The sequence below is a fragment of the Burkholderia sp. Bmkn7 genome, from assembly GCF_041103175.1.
In the GTDB taxonomy this organism is placed as follows: domain Bacteria; phylum Pseudomonadota; class Gammaproteobacteria; order Burkholderiales; family Burkholderiaceae; genus Burkholderia; species Burkholderia cepacia.
The window spans coordinates 1-17,036 of the sequence record NZ_JBGCUH010000002.1 but is presented as its reverse complement, the minus strand read 5'-3'; the positions used below and the strand labels follow the sequence as shown (position 1 = coordinate 17,036).

At 67.2% G+C, this 17,036-nt stretch carries 15 protein-coding genes; 11 read left to right on the top strand and 4 right to left on the bottom strand.

Translation table 11 applies throughout. The features are described from left to right. Positions 1 to 59: 59 nt before the first annotated feature. A complete protein-coding gene (locus AB3K92_RS05870; RefSeq protein ID WP_021159308.1) occupies positions 60 to 1,196 on the bottom strand; it encodes a branched-chain amino acid ABC transporter substrate-binding protein in 1,137 nt (378 codons plus the stop codon). Between the two features lie 727 nt (positions 1,197 to 1,923). On the opposite strand from AB3K92_RS05870, the gene AB3K92_RS05865 reads away from it, so the two are divergent. After that, positions 1,924 to 2,718, top strand: coding sequence for an AraC family transcriptional regulator (locus tag AB3K92_RS05865; protein WP_021159310.1), 795 nt, complete (start codon positions 1,924 to 1,926; stop codon positions 2,716 to 2,718). 93 nt (positions 2,719 to 2,811) lie between these two features. Here the strand turns inward: AB3K92_RS05865 and AB3K92_RS05860 are convergent, their stop codons facing one another. Together AB3K92_RS05860 and AB3K92_RS05855 are read right to left on the bottom strand one after the other, a co-directional pair. Beyond that, positions 2,812 to 3,075 (bottom strand): hypothetical protein, encoded by a 264-nt coding sequence (locus AB3K92_RS05860; protein ID WP_369464652.1) that lies wholly within the window; start codon positions 3,073 to 3,075, stop codon positions 2,812 to 2,814. Between the two features lie 288 nt (positions 3,076 to 3,363). Then, positions 3,364 to 5,256 carry a bifunctional sugar phosphate isomerase/epimerase/4-hydroxyphenylpyruvate dioxygenase family protein gene (locus tag AB3K92_RS05855; protein ID WP_021159312.1) on the bottom strand — a complete coding sequence of 631 codons (1,893 nt, stop codon included), beginning with the start codon at positions 5,254 to 5,256 and terminating at the stop codon, positions 3,364 to 3,366. 257 nt (positions 5,257 to 5,513) lie between these two features. Between AB3K92_RS05855 and aroQ the strand changes: the two genes are divergently transcribed. From aroQ to AB3K92_RS05840, 3 genes are read left to right on the top strand one after another with little or no spacing between them, the layout of a single operon-like run. Then, positions 5,514 to 5,969: a type II 3-dehydroquinate dehydratase gene (gene aroQ / locus AB3K92_RS05850; protein WP_021159313.1), complete on the top strand. Its 456-nt coding sequence runs from the start codon at positions 5,514 to 5,516 to the stop codon at positions 5,967 to 5,969. Next, entirely contained in the window at positions 5,966 to 6,820 is an 855-nt protein-coding gene (locus AB3K92_RS05845; RefSeq protein ID WP_048020812.1) for a shikimate dehydrogenase, read from the top strand. The genes aroQ and AB3K92_RS05845 overlap by 4 nt, the downstream gene beginning before the upstream one ends. Positions 6,821 to 6,862: 42 nt before the next feature. Beyond that, positions 6,863 to 8,203 (top strand): MFS transporter, encoded by a 1,341-nt coding sequence (locus tag AB3K92_RS05840; RefSeq protein ID WP_059496428.1) that lies wholly within the window; start codon positions 6,863 to 6,865, stop codon positions 8,201 to 8,203. A gap of 88 nt (positions 8,204 to 8,291) precedes the next feature. Here AB3K92_RS05840 and AB3K92_RS05835 read toward each other — a convergent pair whose 3' ends face one another. After that, entirely contained in the window at positions 8,292 to 9,401 is a 1,110-nt protein-coding gene (locus AB3K92_RS05835; RefSeq protein WP_059496430.1) for a 2-aminoethylphosphonate--pyruvate transaminase, read from the bottom strand. A gap of 258 nt (positions 9,402 to 9,659) precedes the next feature. On the opposite strand from AB3K92_RS05835, the gene phnS reads away from it, so the two are divergent. From phnS to AB3K92_RS05800, 7 genes are read left to right on the top strand one after another with little or no spacing between them, the layout of a single operon-like run. Next, positions 9,660 to 10,748, top strand: coding sequence for a 2-aminoethylphosphonate ABC transporter substrate-binding protein (phnS, locus tag AB3K92_RS05830; protein ID WP_369464651.1), 1,089 nt, complete (start codon positions 9,660 to 9,662; stop codon positions 10,746 to 10,748). Positions 10,749 to 10,782: 34 nt separating this feature from the next. Next, positions 10,783 to 11,886, top strand: a complete 1,104-nt coding sequence (gene phnT, locus AB3K92_RS05825; protein WP_042974920.1) for a 2-aminoethylphosphonate ABC transport system ATP-binding subunit PhnT — start codon at positions 10,783 to 10,785, stop codon at positions 11,884 to 11,886. Further along, complete coding sequence (locus tag AB3K92_RS05820; RefSeq protein ID WP_021159317.1) at positions 11,864 to 12,784, top strand: 2-aminoethylphosphonate ABC transporter permease subunit; 921 nt, start codon at positions 11,864 to 11,866, stop codon at positions 12,782 to 12,784. Before phnT ends, AB3K92_RS05820 begins: the two co-directional genes overlap by 23 nt. Further along, positions 12,774 to 13,634: a 2-aminoethylphosphonate ABC transport system, membrane component PhnV gene (phnV, locus tag AB3K92_RS05815; protein ID WP_048020825.1), complete on the top strand. Its 861-nt coding sequence runs from the start codon at positions 12,774 to 12,776 to the stop codon at positions 13,632 to 13,634. Before AB3K92_RS05820 ends, phnV begins: the two co-directional genes overlap by 11 nt. After that, the gene (gene phnA, locus AB3K92_RS05810) at positions 13,631 to 14,938 is read left to right on the top strand and encodes a phosphonoacetate hydrolase (RefSeq protein ID WP_369464650.1); all 1,308 of its coding nucleotides are present in this window, start codon (positions 13,631 to 13,633) and stop codon (positions 14,936 to 14,938) included. Before phnV ends, phnA begins: the two co-directional genes overlap by 4 nt. After that, on the top strand, positions 14,935 to 16,389 hold the full coding sequence (phnY, locus tag AB3K92_RS05805; RefSeq protein WP_369464649.1) for a phosphonoacetaldehyde dehydrogenase: 1,455 nt from the start codon (positions 14,935 to 14,937) through the stop codon (positions 16,387 to 16,389). Before phnA ends, phnY begins: the two co-directional genes overlap by 4 nt. Positions 16,390 to 16,393: 4 nt before the next feature. Next, a complete protein-coding gene (locus AB3K92_RS05800) occupies positions 16,394 to 16,945 on the top strand; it encodes a phosphonate degradation HD-domain oxygenase (RefSeq protein WP_021159321.1) in 552 nt (183 codons plus the stop codon). The last annotated feature ends 91 nt before the right edge of the window (positions 16,946 to 17,036 follow it).

The following is a 17,036-nucleotide window of genomic DNA, read 5'->3' as shown; positions in this document are numbered from 1 at the left end:
CGCGTGCGGCGCGGGCGGCCGGTGAGCCGCTGACGCGCCGCGCGGGGCCGGGTTGCGTATCAGTTGCCGGCGATCGTATCGACCGGCTTGAACGTGCCGCGCTCGACCTTGTAGATCGTCACCGGCGCATCCTTCAGGTCGCCCTTCGCGTCGTACGCGATGCTCGGGGCCGACACGCCCTTGACCGACACCTTGCCGAGATACGGCGTGTACACCTTCGGGTCGGTCGAGTTCGCGTCCTTCATCGCGGTGAGCAGCGCGATCGTGCCGTCATACGAGTACGGCGAGTAGGTGATCACGTCTTCGTTGAAGCGCGCCTTGTAGCGTGCCGCGTAACCGGCGAAGCCCGGCATCTTCTCCTTCGGCAGCCCGCCCATGTAGACGATCGCGCCTTCGGCCGCGTCGCCGCCGACCTTCAGGAATGTCGGCGAGCGCGACATCTCGCCCGTCACGAACGCCGACTTCATCCCGAGCTGGCGCATCTTGCGGATCATCGGCGACGATTGCGCGTCGCCGCCGCCGTAGAAGATCGCGTCCGGGTTCATTCCCTTGAGGTTGGTCAGGATCGCTGAGAAATCGAGCGCCTTGTCGTTCGTGAAGTCGCGCTTGATGATCGTGCCGCCCGCCGCCTCGACGGCTTTTGCGAATTCGTCGGCGATGCCCTGGCCGTAGGCCGTGCGGTCGTCGATGATCGCGATGCGCTTGAAGCGCAGCGTCTTCACCGCGTACGTGCCGACGATGCGGCCCGCTTGCGCGTCGCTCGTCAGCAGCCGGTAGGTCGTCTTGTAGCCGCGCGCGGTGTATTGCGGCGACGTGGCCATCGAGATCTGCGGCAGCCCTGCGCGATCGTACAGGTCGGACGCGGGAATGCTCGTGCCCGAGTTGAAGTGCCCGATGATCCCGCGGACGTTGTCGTCGATCAGCCGCTGAGCGACGGTCGTGCCCGTGCGCGGGTCGGCCTGGTCGTCCTGCGAATCGAGCTGGAACGTGACGGGCTTGCCGCCGATCGTCGGACGCGTCGCGTTGAAATCGGCGATCGCGAGCTGCACGCCCTTCTGCATGTCCGTGCCGTAGTTCGACTGCGGGCCGGTCAGCGGTGCGGCGAAACCGATCTTGACGACGTCGGCGGCAATGGCGTGCGCGCCCGACAGTGCGCAGGCAGCGGCCAGCGCGACGTGCGATACCTTCAGCTTCACTTTCACTTCCCCTTGATGGCGTGGTTGGGCCGCCGCCGGCTGGCGGGCCGGCACCGGTAAACCGGGCGAGACGGTTCGGTCGGCAGGCCGATGCGAGGGCCGTGCGTGCGTGCCGCGTGCTGCCCGGGCTGTGCCGGAATCGGCGTGTGTGGTGGCCGATGCCGCAGGCTCTGCACGCCGGTCGCTGCCGCGGCGGAAGGTCGTCTCGTGACCGTGAAGCGAAGTCTAGACAGCGAAAATGCGTGCGTCTTGCGCGTTCGGTGCGCGGCCGGCGACGATATCGGCATATCGTCGATAACCCTGATATATGCCGAAATCGTCACGACGAATGCGCAAACGCGCCAAGACGCTGTACGGTTGCATTTTTATGCTGGCGGATGCGGATGCGGATGCGGATGCGGATGCGGATGCGGATGCGGATGCGGATGCGGATGCGGATGCGCGGTGCCGGTGCCGGTGCCGGTGCTCCGGCAAGCCCGTGCGCTCATGGCATGTTGGCGCGGGTGCATGCATGGCTGCGGCGTTGGCATAAGCGGATTCCCGGCCGGCCGTCGCATGCGCGGCGCGGTGGTTGTGCACGCAACGTATGTGGCGTGTCGAAGCCGGTCGGCCGACGGCGCGACGTGACGGCTGCCGCCAACTTGCCCGCCCTTGCGATCGGCGCGACGCGATCGGAGGGGCGCTTCTATAATCGACGCCATCTGCCACTCGCCTTGCGGTTGCCCGGATGACGACCTTGCCAGCCGTACCGCCCATGAGCCTGTCCGATACGTTGCGCCACCAGCCAGACAACGCCGATCTCGGCGCGATGCTCGCGCACTTCCGCCTGCTCGAACCGGTATTCGATGCGCTGCCGGACGTCGCGTTCTTCGTGAAGGACGCGAACGGCCGCTACGCGCTCGTCAACCGCACGCTGGCGATGCGCTGCGGCTACAAGGACAAGCGTGACCTGCTCGGCAAGACGGCCGACGAAGTGTTTCCGCGCCGCTTCGGCCGCAGCTATTTCGAGCAGGACATGGCGACGATCAACGCGGGCCAGCAACTGATGGACCAGCTCGAGCTGCACCTGTATCCGGGCCGCCAGCCGGGCTGGTGCCTGACCTGCAAGGAGCCGCTGCGCGATGCCGCAGGCAGGGTGGTCGGCCTCGCGGGCATCTCGCGCGACCTGAAGGCGCACGAGGGATCGCACCCGGCGTACAGCCGGCTCGCCGACGTGGTCCAGCACATCCAGGATCACTACGTACAGCCGCTGAACCTGAAGCAGCTTGCGCAGATGGCCGGGATGTCGGTCGCGCAGCTCGAACGCTACTTCCACAAGGTGTTCCACCTGACGCCGCGCCAGGTGCTGCTGAAGACGCGGCTGGATGCGGCCACCGCGCTGCTCGTCACGCACGACAAGGTGACCGACGTCGCGGCGCTATGCGGCTATACGGATCACAGCGCGTTCACGCGACAGTTCAAGGCGACGGTCGGCGTGACGCCGACGGAATACCGGTTGATGCTGCAGGAGCGGGCGGGGTGACGCGACGCGCCGAAAGGGCCGGCGAGTCGCAGGGATCGGGGCGATGCGGGAAAAGGGGGAGAGGGGAAGCGGTGAAGCGGTGAAAACCGCGGCTCAGCGGTAGCCGAGCCCTTTCAGGACGGCGGTGCCGTTTTCGGTCAGCCGGAAGCTGGGGGCCGTATCGGCGTCGAGCTTGACCATCTCGACGAGGCCGGCTTCCTGCAGCGCAGGCAGTTCGGGTTTGGCATTCGCGCCGATCGGTGCGTGCAACAACACGAGCAGCGTCGCGATTTCATGATGACTGAGCACGCGGCGCAGCATCGTCTTCTTTGCAGGGGGCGCGGCCGGGCGGCCCGCGGGTGCTTCTACGGCGCTCATCGCTTTCCTCCTTTTCGAGATAACTATCGGGTACTGGTTGCGGATGGTGCCGTCGAAGACTTAAGCGATTCTTAAAACCGTGGCCGAGGACCGGATGCTGCGCTGCGGTACAGGTTACCGGATGTAACGCCAGAAGGAGCGCGGTTCCCGGCCCGATCGCGGCAAGCCGCGCGGGCGGGTGCGTTGCCGCGCGATTCACCACGATGGTGCGTGCGGGATGCGGCCCTTTGAGCCAGCCGCGGGGCGCGAATGTGATTCGGCCCCGAAATTCAGGTTCGTCTCTTTCTCTTATTTCCTGTGCTGTGCCTGCGCGGCCAGGCGCACGGCCGCGTTTGCCGCCCCGTAGCCGTCGTATCCGCCGCGCCGCTCGACGATCTCGAGCGAGAAGCGGTTGTCGACCAGTTCTGTATACGCGTGCAGGAATTCGCCGCCGTGCTCGTCGCGGTCGTACAGCAGGTGATGCGTGCTCAGCGTGTCGATCAACTCGTCCGGCAGCGCGTAGCGTGCGGCGAGATCGTCGTAGTAGTTCGGCGGAATGCGCAGGAACGGAATGCCGTCGGCCGCGAACGCGGCGATCGTCTTCACGATGTCGTCCGTGCGGAACGCGACGTGGTTCAGCCCCGTGCCGTGATAGCGGTCGAGCGATTCGGCGACCGCCGTGTGCCGGTCGACCGACGCGTTCAGCGCGATCCGCACCGAGCCGTCGGCGCTGCGCACCGCGCGGCTGCGCATCAGCCCGTACGGGTCGGGCACGAGCCAGCTGCGCTCGGCCTCGAAGCCGAAGGCCGTCTTGAAGAACAGGATCCACGTATCGAGCGCGTCGGCCGGCAGCGCCAGGCACACGTGATCGATGCCCGTCAGCGGGCCGACCTCGCTCGGGCCGTCGATGTCGGTCAGCACGAAGTCCGACTCATACAGCGTCGGCGCGTTCGGCGCTTCGTCGACGAAATACTCGAGGCTGCCGTCCGGTGCCTGCACGCTCGGCAGCACGCGTTCGTTCGGCCCGACGCGGCCGGAGAACGGCGCATAGCCGAAACCGGCCGCGCGTTCGAATGCCACTTTCGCGTCGTCGACGCGGAATGCCGAAGCACACAGTGACAGCCCATGCTGCTGGAAGAACGCATCGGCGAACGAGTCGCGCTCCGCGTTCAGCACGATCGACGCGGCGCCGTGCTGGAACAGCGTCACGTCCTTCGACCGATGCCGGCCCGCGAGCCGGAAGCGCATCCGGCCGAGCCATTCGCCGACGGTTGCCGCGGCCTGTGCGTCGACCGCGAATTCGATGAACTGGAACCCGACGTGCGCGGGCGGCGCCGGCGGCGCGAACAGCGGCTGGCTGGCGGCCGGCGCGCGGCCGTCCCGGGCGAGCCGCTCGCGTGTCAGTTCTTCCAGGTAGAGCAGCGAGCGATGGCCGTCGGCGGCCGTGATCGCGGTCGGCGCCGCGCGGAAGCCGTCGTTGAAGATCTCGAGCGACAGCGGCCCCGTGTAGCCCGATTCGATCACGCGCGCGGTGAAGCGCGCGAGGTCGAAGTCGCCCTGGCCCGGGAACGAGCGGAAATGGCGGCTCCATTCGAGTACGTCCATCGCGAGCTTCGGCGCATCGGCGATCTGCACGAACGCGATCCGGTCGCCGGGGATGTCGGCGATCGCGTCCGGAGAATCGTCGAGCGACAGCGTATGGAAGCTGTCGAGCGCAAGGCCGAGGTGCGGGCTGTTCACGGCATTCACGAGTTGCCACGCATGGCCGTACCGCTTCACGACTCGGCCCCACGCGAGCGCTTCGTACGCGGCGACCACGCCGGCTTGCCGCGCGGCTTCCGCGAGCGCGCCGAGCTGGTCGACGAGCAGCCCGTCGTCGGCGATCGTGTCGGCCGACACGTTGCTGCACACCAGGATGCGGTCGGTGCCGAGCGCGTGCATCACGTCGAACTTGCGCTTGATGCGGTCGAGGTTGCGGGCGAGCTGGGCTGCGCTCACGCCCTCGAAGTCACGAAACGGCTGGAACAGCACGATGTCGAGGCCGAGATCGGCGGCCATGCGCCGGACGTCGGCCGGCGATCCGTCGAAGTAGACGAGGTCGTTTTCGAAGATTTCGACGCCGTCGAAGCCGGCGGCCTTGATGGCGGCGAGCTTCCCGGCGAGCGTGCCGGACAGTGACACGGTGGCGATCGAGCGCTGCATGGGCGAATCCTGCGGATGAGCGGGGCACGGCGCCGGTCGAATCGACCCTGAATGAACCAGTCGTTGAATTAACGACGAACGCCATATCCCGAATTTACTGGGTAAGTGATGCGTATTGTACAAACTAACTAGGTGGTACAAATTAGCGAAAACCCGAAAAGACATTGCGCTTTCGCAAGCGCACACTAGCGCCAAATCTTGACGTCAGGGGGCGAAGTCGGCTAGCGATGCGCCCCCGTTTTAGGAGCAGAAACACCATGAGCAAGCCCAAGGTGCTGGTGCTGAACGGCCCGAACCTGAATCTGCTGGGGACGCGCGAGCCCCATATCTACGGCGCGGAAACGCTCGCCGACGTCGAGCAGCGCTGCCGAACGGCCGCTGAAGCGCTCGGGCTGGAAATCGACTTCCGCCAGTCGAACGCCGAGCACCAGTTGATCGACTGGCTGCACGCCGCGCGTCACGATACGCACGGCATCGTGATCAACCCGGCTGCCTATACGCATACGTCGGTGGCGCTGGCCGACGCGCTTTCCGCGATCGCGAAGCCGGTGATCGAAGTTCATATCTCGAACGTGCATCGCCGCGAGGCGTTCCGCCACCATTCCTATGTGTCGGCGGTTGCCGAAGCCGTGATCTGCGGCTGTGGCACCGAAGGCTACGTGTTCGCGCTGCAGCGTCTGGCGACGCTGTTCGCGCAGGGAGCCGCGCGATGAGCCGCCCGTCGTTTCTGATCGGCCTGATCGGCCAGGGCATCGGCGGTTCGCTGTCGCCGGCGATGCACGAGGAAGAAGGTTTCCGCCAGGGGTTCGGCTATGTCTACCGTCGGATCGACCTCGACGTGCTCGGCGTGACCGTCGACGCACTGCCGCAGCTGCTCGATGCAGCGCAGCGGATGGGCTACAACGGCCTGAACATCACGCACCCGTGCAAGCAGCGCGTGATCGAGCACCTCGACGCGCTGTCGGACGATGCGCGTGCGCTCGGCGCGGTGAACACCGTGTTGTTCAAGGACGGCAAGCGGATCGGCCACAACACCGACTGGTCGGGCTTCGCGAAATCGTTCCGCCGTGGGTTGCCCGACGCGTCGCTCGAACGCGTCGTCCAGCTCGGCGCGGGCGGCGCGGGCGCGGCCGTGGCGCACGCCGCGCTGCAGATGGGCGCGGCCGAACTGACGATTTTCGATGTCGACGGCACGCGCGCCGCCGATCTCGCGGCTGAGCTGCAGCAACGCTTCCCTGCGGCACGCGTTGTACAGGGCGGCGATCTCGCGGACGCGATGCGCGCCGCGACGGGCCTGATCCACGCGACGCCGACAGGCATGGCCAAGCATCCGGGCCTGCCGCTGCCGGCCGAACTGCTCCGCGCGGGCATGTGGGTGGCCGACATCGTGTATTTCCCGCTCGAAACCGAACTGGTCCGCGCCGCGCGCGCGGCCGGCTGCGCGACGCTGCCGGGAGGCGGGATGGCCGTGTACCAGGCCGTCGATGCGTTCGAGATCTTCACCGGACGCACGCCGGACGACGAACGAATGTTCGAACACTTTCAGTCGCTGGTCGCACGCTGACCCTTCTACCGACTAGCTGAAAAAAGAGATCAGGAGACAACCATGCAGCACACCACCCACTCGAACGCCGCGTCCGCGGCGGCCGGCACGGTCCGGCGCACCTCGGCGCGCTACAAGATTCTCGCGTTGCTCGCCATCGGCACGATGATCAACTATCTCGACCGCACCGTGCTGGGGGTGGCTGCACCGCAGCTCACCAAGGAGCTCGGCATCAATGCGGCCGTGATGGGCATCATGTTCTCCGCGTTTTCGTGGACGTACGTCGCGATGCAGGTGCCCGGCGGCCTGTTCCTCGACCGCTTCGGCAGCAAGATCACCTATTACTGGTCGATGACGCTGTGGTCGCTGTGCACGTTCCTGCAGGGCTTCGTGCCGGGCGTCGCGACGCTGTTCGCGTGCCGGCTCGGGCTCGGCGTGACGGAGGCGCCGTGCTTCCCGACCAACAGCCGGGTCGTCGCGACGTGGTTCCCGCAGAACGAGCGCGCGATGGCGACCGGTACGTATACGGTCGGCGAGTACATCGGCCTCGCGTTCTTCAGCCCGGTGCTGTTCGCGCTGATGGGCGCGTTCGGCTGGCGCTCGCTGTTCTGGGTCGTCGGCGCGATCGGCATCGCGTTCGGCCTGGTCTGGTGGAAGTTCTATCATGAGCCGCGCAACCATCCGGGCGCCAACTCTGAGGAGCTTGCGTATATCGAGGCGGGCGGCGGTCTCGTGCACGGTGCACGCAAGGACGGCGACAAGGGCGCCAAGGGCGCGCAGAAGAAGTTCAGCTGGGCGATGGCCGGCAAGCTGCTGAAGAAGCGCCAGCTCGCGGGCATCTGCCTCGGCCAGTTCGCCGGCAACTCGACGCTGGTGTTCTTCCTGACCTGGTTCCCGACCTACCTCGCCACCGAGCGCCACATGGGCTGGCTGAAGATCGGCTTCTTCGCGGTGATGCCGTTCATTGCCGCATCGGTCGGCGTGATGTTCGGCGGGATCTTCTCCGACTGGCTGCTGCGTCGCGGCAAGTCCGCGAACCTCGCGCGCAAGCTGCCGATCATCGCGGGCCTGCTGCTCGCGTCGACGATCATTCTCGCGAACTACGTGCAGAGCAACGAGGCCGTGATCGCGATCATGTCGGTCGCGTTCTTCGCGCAAGGGATGGCCGCACTCGGCTGGACCCTCGTATCGGACATCGCGCCGGACGGCCTGCTCGGCGTGACGGGCGGCATCTTCAACTTCGCGGCGAACCTCGCCGGCATCATCACGCCGCTCGTGGTCGGCTTCATCGTCGCGTCGACCGGCTCGTTCGTCGGCGCGCTCGTGTTCATCGGCGTGATCGCGCTGATCGGTGCGCTGTCTTACATCTTCGTCGTCGGCGACATCAAGCGGATCGAGCTGTAAGCATCGCCTCCACGCGCATCCTGTGCGTTCGCCCGGCGGCCGGTTGGCCGCCGGGCTTGTTTGTTGGCGCGACGCGTTGCGTGCACCCTTATGCGTGCTGCACCGCGATACCGAGCGATTCGACCGCCTGCGCGATCGCCGCGACCGCGCGCCGGATATCGTTGGCATCGATCGCACCGATGCAGCCGACGCGGAACGTCTCGAGCTGCGTGAGCTTGCCCGGATACAGGATGAAGCCGGCATCGCGCACGGCGTCGTAGAAGCGGCGGAAATCGTAGGCCGGGTGGTCGGGCGCGTGGAACGTGACGATCACCGGCGCCTGCACGTTCTCATCGAGGAACGGCGCGAAGCCGAGCGCGCGCATCGATTCGACCAGCGTCCGGCAGTTGTCCGCGTAGCGCGCACCGCGCGCCGGCTGGCCGCCTTCGGCGAGATACTGGTCGAGCGCGGCGCGCAGCGCGGCGATCACGTGCGTCGGCGGCGTGAAGCGCCACTGGCCCGTCTTGCGCAGGTATGCGTACTGATCGTGGAGATCGAGCGCGAGCGACGGCGAATTGCCTTCGCCGGCTTCGAGCGCATCGCGCCGCACGATCGCGAACCCCATCCCCGGCACGCCTTCGAGACATTTGCCGCTTGCCGAGATCAGCGCATCGATGCCGCTGCCCGCCAGCGCGATCGGCAGCGCGCCGAACGAGCTCATCGCGTCGACGATCAGCCGCTTGCCGTGGCGTCGGCACACGGCGGCGATGTCGTCGAGCGGGTTCAGGATGCCGGCGCTCGTCTCCAGATGCACCTGCGCGACGTGCGTGATGCGCGGCTCGCGCGCGAATGCGGCTTCGATCGCGGCCGGATCGACGGCCGCATCCTCGCCGAACGGCAAAGCGATCGCTTCGATTCCGAGCCGGCCCAGGATCTTCAGGATGCGCGCGCAATACGCGCCGTTGTCGGGCACCAGCACAACGCCGTCGCGCGGCACCAGCGTACCGAGCGCGGCTTCGACCGAGAACGTGCCGCTGCCCTGCATCGGTACGCACACGTACTCGTCGCCGCCATGCGCAATGGCGACGAGGTCCGCGCAGACGCTGGCCGTCAGTTGATTGAAAGCGGCATCCCACGAGCCCCAGTCATGTTGCATTGCGTGGCGGGTTGTGGCGGACGTGGTGAGCGGGCCGGGCGTAAGAAGAATCGGATCGGACATGGTTTTTCCTTGCAAAGGTCGAAAGAAACGCCGGGCGGCATTTCTGAATGACTTGCATGATATTGGCAAAATGTGTCATTTTTTGGAAATTGTGGCATTCGTCACGGGTTTGTCATCGAACGCTGTGATCCTTCGCTTGCCGCGAGAAACCCGACCTCGGCGCGGCGGCGAGGCAGGCCGTTGATCGGCCTGCCCGGAGATAACAGGAGAGCCGGATCGTGCCCCGGCCATTTGGTGTTCCGCCTACGGAGAAGTGAGATGACACTGCAGAATTCCTCGCGCGCCGCTGCCGGCGCGTTCCGCAAGCTTGCACTGGCCGCCACCGTCGCCGGTCTGCTGGGCGCCGCGTTGCCCGTGCATGCGGCGAGCGCGGTCGTGCTGTACACGGCGGACGGTCTCGAGAACCTCTATCGCGATGTGCTGCCGGCGTTCGAGAAGAAGGAAGGCGTCAAGGTCAACATCGTGACGGCGGGCAGCGGCGAAGTCGTCAACCGCGCGAACATCGAGAAGAATTCCCCGAAGGCCGACGTGATCGTCACGCTGCCGCCTTTCATTCAGCAAGCCGGCCAGATGGGCTTGCTGCAGGCGTACCAGAGCGTGAACTACAAGAACGTGCCGGCGATCGCGAAGGCGGAAGACGGCACGTGGGCGACGTTCGTGAACAACTACTTCTCGTTCGCGATCAACCCGGACGTCGTGAAGAACCAGCCGAAGACGTTCGCCGACCTGCTGTCGCCGGCCTATGCGGGCAAGGTCGCGTACTCGAACCCGGCCACGGCCGGCGACGGGATGGCCGTGCTGATCCTGACGACGTCGCTGATGGGCGAGGACAAGGCGTTCGACTACCTCGCGAAGCTGTCGCAGAGCGTGAAGTTCCACACGAAGGGCACGGGCTACCTGAACGTGCTGCTGTCGCGTAACGAGATCAGCGTCGCGAACGGCGACCTGCAGATGGACCTCGACGATGCCGAACACGGCGCGCTGTCCGTCAAGCCGACCTTCCTGGCCGCGAAGGACGGCGACCAGCCGACCACGTTCCAGCTCCCGTACGGCATCGGCCTGATCAAGAGCGGCCCGAACCAGGACGCCGGCAAGAAGCTGATCGACTACCTGATGTCGACGGAAGTGCAGTCGAAGGTGCCGGACATGTACGGCATCCCGGGCCGCACGGACGTGCCGCTGGCCGGCAAGAACGGCGAAGCGGTCAAGAAGGCGATCGCGGGCGTGAAGCTGATCCCGGTCGACTGGACCCAGGTGATGGCGAAGAAGCCGGTGTGGATCGAGCGCTGGAAGAAGGACGTGATCGGCAGCTCGGGCAAGCAGCTCGACGTCGTCAAGCCGAAGTGATCGGCGCACGCCGCCTGTATTCGTGAGCAAGAGGATGAACCCGGTGGAAACCACCCTGACCCATCCCGGCGCATTCGGCGCCGCCGAACCGCGAGCAACGCTGCGGTCCGGCGCGCCGGGCGGCGTGCAGATCGAACACCTGAGCGTGCGCTACGGCGCACGCACGGTGCTGGAAGATCTGTCGCTGTCGATCGGTGCCGGTGAATTTCTGACCGTGCTCGGCAAGAGCGGCTGCGGCAAGACCACGCTGCTGCGCTTCATCGCCGGGTTCGTGAAGGCCGACGGCCTGACCGGCACGCTGACCGTTGCCGGACGCGACCTGACCTACGCGCCGCCGCACAAGCGCAATCTCGGTCTGCTGTTCCAGAATTACGCGCTGTTCCCGCACCTTTCGGTGTTCGAGAACGTCGCCTTCGGGCTGCGCGCGCGCGGCATGGCGTCGTCGGAAGTGACGCGCCGTGTCGCCGATGCGCTGAAGCTCGTGCAACTCGGCGATGCGGGCCATCACCTGCCCGCGCAGTTGTCGGGCGGAATGCAGCAGCGCGTCGCGCTGGCGCGCGCGCTCGTGATCGAGCCGGACGTGCTGCTGCTCGACGAGCCGCTGTCGGCGCTCGACGCCAACCTGCGCGCGTCGGTGCGCAGCGAACTGAAGGCGCTGCACGAGCGCCTGCCGAACCTGACCGTCGTCTGCGTGACCCATGACCGCGACGACGCGCTCGTGCTGTCCGACCGCGCGCTGCTGATGCGCGACGGCCACATCGCGCAGCTCGGCACGCCGCAGCAGCTGTACGACGCGCCGCGGGACGGCTACGTCGCGCGTTATCTCGGCCCGGCGAACCTGCTGCCGCCGCACGTGATCTTCCCGCTCGGCGATCCGCGCCATGAAGTGCGTGGCAAGGTGGCGTGCGTGCGCCCCGAGCGCCTGACCGTGATGCCGCCCGCCGCGGGCGGGCTGCACGGCACGGTGTCGTCCGTCGAATGGCAGGGCGCGGACCTGTCGATCGCGGTCACGATCGATGCGGCGCCCGACGAGCCCGTGCGCGTCACGATGCAACGCGGCCGCGGCGCGGCTCCCGAGCGCGGTGCGCGCGTTTCCCTGCATTGCGAGGCAGACGATGTCGTCCTTATCGAGCCCTGAAGCCGGCCTGCCGCCGCACGTGCTCGCGTCGGCCGCCGCGCACGCCGCCGCCGCGCGGCGCCGCAAGCGCATGGGTGACCTGCACCTCGCCGCGCTCGCGATCGTCGTGCTGGGCCCGCTCGTCGTCTACCCGCTGGTGCGGCTCGTGCTGCTGAGCGTGTCGGGCGACCACGGGCTGAGTTTCGCCGCGTACCGGACGTTCTTCGGCAACCCCGACACCCGCAACGTGCTGCTGACCACGCTCGGCGTGCTGTTCGCGAGCGCCGGCACCGCGTCGGTGCTCGGTGTGCTGCTGGCCGCACTGCTGTTCTTCAAGCCGTTTCCGGGCGCGTCGCTCGTCACGCGCTTCCTGGAGCTGTACGTCGCGTTTCCGTCGTTCCTCGTCGCGTTCACGCTGATCTTCCTGTACGGCTCGCAAGGCTCGATCAGCATCGCGCTGCAGCACCTGTTTCATCTCGAAAATGCGCCGCTCGATTTCCTGTTCGGCATCGGCGGCGTGATTCTCGCGCAGACCGTGTTCTACACGCCGTTCGTCGTGCGGCCGACGCTCGCATCGTTCGCGACGCTCGATTTGCGGCTGATCGAAGCCGCGCGCAGCCTCGGCGCGTCCGGCTGGATGCTCGCCCGCCGCGTCGTGCTGCCGATCGCGTGGCCGGGCATCGCCGCCGGCACCGTGCTGTGTTTCCTGCTGACGCTGAACGAATTCGGGATTCTGCTCGTGCTCGGCAGCGCGCGGCTCGTCACGCTGCCGGTCGCGATCTACAGCAGCGCGACCGTCGATCTCGACCTGCCGACCGCGTCGGCCGGCGCGGTGGTGATGCTCGCGCTGTCGCTGGCGCTGTATGCGGTTTATCGCCGGGTGAACCGGCGCGCGACGGGAGGGAACGATGTCCGCTGAATTCCGTATCGGGCAGAGCGTGCCGCGCCACCAGATCGGCTGGGGCGACACGGTGCTCAAGCATGCATCGCGCGCGGCGCTCGCGCTGGCCGCGTTCGCGTGCTTCTGGCTGTTCGTGTTGCCGGTCATCGTCGTCGCGCTGTCGAGCGTGTCGACGCAGTGGTCGGGCACGATCTTGCCGGCCGGTTACAGCCTGCGCTGGTTCGAGCGGCTCGGGTCGCCGGAATACGACGCGCTGCTGACGAGCCTCGAAATCGGCTTCGGCGTGTCGGCGGTCGGCACGGTCCTCGGGCTGTGGCTCGCGCTGGCGCTCGAAGGGCGCGACCGGCGCGGCCTCGGCGCGGTGGTCGATGCCCTCGTGATGGTGCCGAACGGCGTGCCGAGCGTCGTGCTCGGGCTCGCGGTGCTGATCGCGTATCACCAGAAACCGGTCGACCTGTCGAGCTCGGCGGCGATCGTCGTGCTCGTGCAGCTCGCGCTGATCTTGCCGTTCTGCTATCGCTGCGCGGCCGCGGCGCTGCGTCCGGAGCTGACCGTGCTGCGCGAAGCGGCGGCGAGCCTCGGCGCGCCGCCCGCGATGGTGCTGCGCCGCGTGCTGCTGCCGCAGCTGGTGCCGGCGCTGCGCGCGAGCCTCGCACTCGGCTTCGCGCTGTCGCTCGGCGAGCTCGGTGCGACGCTGACGGTTTATCCGCCCGGCTTCGCGACCGTGCCGATCGTCGTGATCGGCCAGGTGGAGCGGGGGTATTACCTGCCGGCGTCGGCGCTGTCGCTGCTGATGCTGGGCGCGTCGCTCGCGGCGCTGCTGCTGATCGCCGCGCGCGTGCCGCGCGGCAAGCGGGTGGCATCATGAACGCCGCGTTCGCATTGCGCCAACCTGGCGACGCGTCGGCGGCCGGTATCCCGACGGCGCTTGCGGGTCGCTCGGTCGACGTCAACGGCCGGCACTACCGGCTGCCGGTCGAGCCGACCGTCGTCGTCTGCGTCGACGGCTGCGAGTACGACTATCTCGACCGGGCGGTGGAAGCGGGTGTCGCGCCGTTCATCGGCCGGATGATCGCGGAAGGCACGGCCTGGCGCGCCGATTGCGTCGTGCCGACCTTCACCAACCCGAACAACCTGTCGATCGTCTGCGGCGTGCCGCCGTCGGTTCACGGAATCTGCGGCAACTATTTCTGGGACCCGGCCGCCGACGGCGGGCGTGGCGCCGAAGTCATGATGAACGACCCGGCCTACCTGCGGGCCGGCACGTTGCTCGCGGCGGCGTCCGACGCCGGTGCGCGGGTGGCCGTCGTGACGGCGAAGGACAAGCTGCGCCGGCTGCTCGGCTGGCAGATGAACGGCATCTGCTTTTCGGCCGAGAAGGCCGCGCAGGCGAATCTCGCCGAAAACGGAATCGTCGACGTGCTCGACTGGGTCGGCCTGCCGTCGCCGGACGTCTACAGTGCGGCGCTGTCCGAATTCGTGTTCGCGGCCGGCGTGCGGCTTGCGCAGACGCGCCAGGTCGACCTGATGTACCTGTCGACCACCGATTACGTGCAGCACAAGTGCGCGCCGGGCAGTGCCGGCGCGAACGCGTTCTACGCGATGATGGACGGTTATCTCGCGCAGCTCGACGCGCTCGGCTGGGCGATCGGGCTGACGGCCGACCACGAGATGAACGCGAAGCACGATCCCGCGACGGGCCGGCCGAACGTCATCTATCTGCAGGATGCCTTCGACGGGTGGTACGGCGCGCAGGCTGCGCGCGTGATCCTGCCGATCACGGATCCGTACGTCGTGCACCACGGCGCGCTCGGCTCGTTTGCCACGGTCTATCTGGCGCCGGGTGTCGACCGGGCCGAGGCGATGTGGCGCGTCGGCGGCCTCGACGGCGTCGAGCTCGTGGTCGACAACGCGGAAGCCGCGGCACGTTTCGAGCTGCCGGCCGACCGGATCGGCGATCTCGTCGTGATCGGCCGCCGCGACATGACGCTCGGCACGCGCGAGCGCGAACACGATCTGTCGGGCCTCACGGTGCCGCTGCGTTCGCATGGCGGCGTGTCGGAGCAGGAAGTACCGCTGCTGTTCAATCGCCGTATCGAGCCGGTCGATCCTGCGCGTCGCCCGCGCAATTTCGACGTGTTCGATTTCGTGCTGAACCGGGTCGCGACATGATGGCTCACCCCCGACACGATCACCCGGCGTTTCGCGCGGAGGCGCTGCGCTGGTGCGGCACGCGCGCGACGCGCGAACGCACGCTCGACGTCATGGACCCTTACACGGGCACGCGCGTCGGTACGGTGCCGCTCGCGAGCGTCGACGACGTGCGCGCGGCATTCGACTACGCGATGGCGTACCGGCCGACGCTCACGCGTTACGAGCGTTCGGAGATCCTCGAACGCGCGGCTGCGCTGTTGCGCGAGCGTACCGAGGGAGCGTCCGACCTGATCACGCTCGAGTCGGGGCTGTCGAAACAGGACTCCCGCTACGAGATTGGCCGTGTGGCCGACGTGTTGAAGTTCGCGGCGGTCGAGGCGCTGCGCGACGATGCGCAGAGTTTCTCGTGTGACCTGACGCCTCATGGCAAGGCCCGCCGCGTGTTTTCGCAGCGGCAGCCGCTCGATGGCGTGATCGTCGCGATCACGCCGTTCAATCATCCGATGAACCAGGTGGCGCACAAGATCGCGCCGGCGATCGCGACCAACAACCGCGTGATCGTGAAGCCGTCGGAAAAGGTGCCGCTGTCGGCGCTCTATCTGGCCGACCTGCTGGTTGAAGCCGGTCTGCCGGAGCCGATGCTGCAGGTGCTGACCGGCGATCCGCGCGAGATCGCGGACGAGCTTGTCACGCACCCGCATGCGTCGCTGATCACCTTCACGGGCGGCGTGGCGATCGGCAAGGCGATTGCCGCGCGGGCCGGCTACCGCCGCATCGTGCTGGAACTGGGTGGCAACGATCCGTTGATCGTCCTCGACGATGCCGATCTCGAACGCGCGGCGTCGCTGGCGGTGCTCGGGTCGTACCGGAATTCGGGTCAGCGCTGCACGGCCGTCAAGCGGATGCTGGTGCAGCGCTCGATCGCGCCCGCCTTCACCGAATTGCTCGTCGAGAAGACGCGCGCATGGAAGTACGGCGATCCGTTCGACCCCGCGAACGAAATGGGCACGGTGATCGACGAGGACGCGGCGCGGCTGTTCGAGGCGCGGGTCGGGGAGGCGGTCGCGCAGGGCGCGAGGCTGTTGACGGGCAACGTGCGGCGCGGCGCGCTGTATGCGCCGACCGTGCTCGACAACGTCGATCCGTCGATGACGATCGTGCGCGAGGAGACCTTCGGCCCGGTATCGCCGGTGATTGCGTTCGACACGATCGACGACGCGATCCGGATCAGCAACGGGACGGCGTTCGGGCTGTCGTCGGGTGTCTGTACGGACAGCACGGCGGCGGTGGTGCGGTTCGTGAACGAGCTGAACGTCGGCACGGTGAATGTATGGGAAGTGCCCGGATACAGGATCGAGCTGTCGCCGTTCGGCGGGATCAAGGACTCGGGGCTCGGATACAAGGAGGGCGTTCAGGAGGCGATGAAAAGCTTCACGAACCTGAAGACGTTTTCGCTGCCTTGGGAGTGAATGAATGGCATTGACGGTGGAAGATATCCACGGGCTGTATCGCGAGCATGGCCATGTGGCCTATAGCGGTGAACCGGTCACGCAGCTCGAGCATGCATTGCAGAGCGGATTGCTGGCGGAAGAGGCGGGGGCTGATGAAGCGCTGGTTGCGGCGGCGTTCCTGCACGATCTCGGGCATCTGCTGAATCGCCAGGGCGAGACGCCGAGTGCGCGCGGGATCGACGATCTGCACCAGTATTACGTGCTGCCGTTCCTGCGTCCGCTGTTTTCCGACGCGGTGCTGGAGCCGATCCGGCTGCACGTCGACGCAAAGCGCTGCCTGTGCCGCACGGACGCCGGCTACTTCGAGAGCCTGTCGCCGGACTCGGTGCGCAGTCTCGCGCTGCAGGGTGGCATCTTCAGTGAGGAGGAGACGGCGGCGTTCCTGCAGCGCCCGTTCGCGGAGGATGCGCTGCGTCTGCGCCGCTGGGACGATACGGCAAAGGAAGAGGGCAAGGTGACGCCTGATCTCGATCACTATATGGAGATCGTCGCGCGCCAGGCGCGCGCTGGCTGACCGGTTGAGTTGCTTCTATATAAGACCCCGCACGCGACAGCGTGCGGGGTCTTATATTTTTTGAGAAACCCCTTGCGCAGTTCGAAGAGGG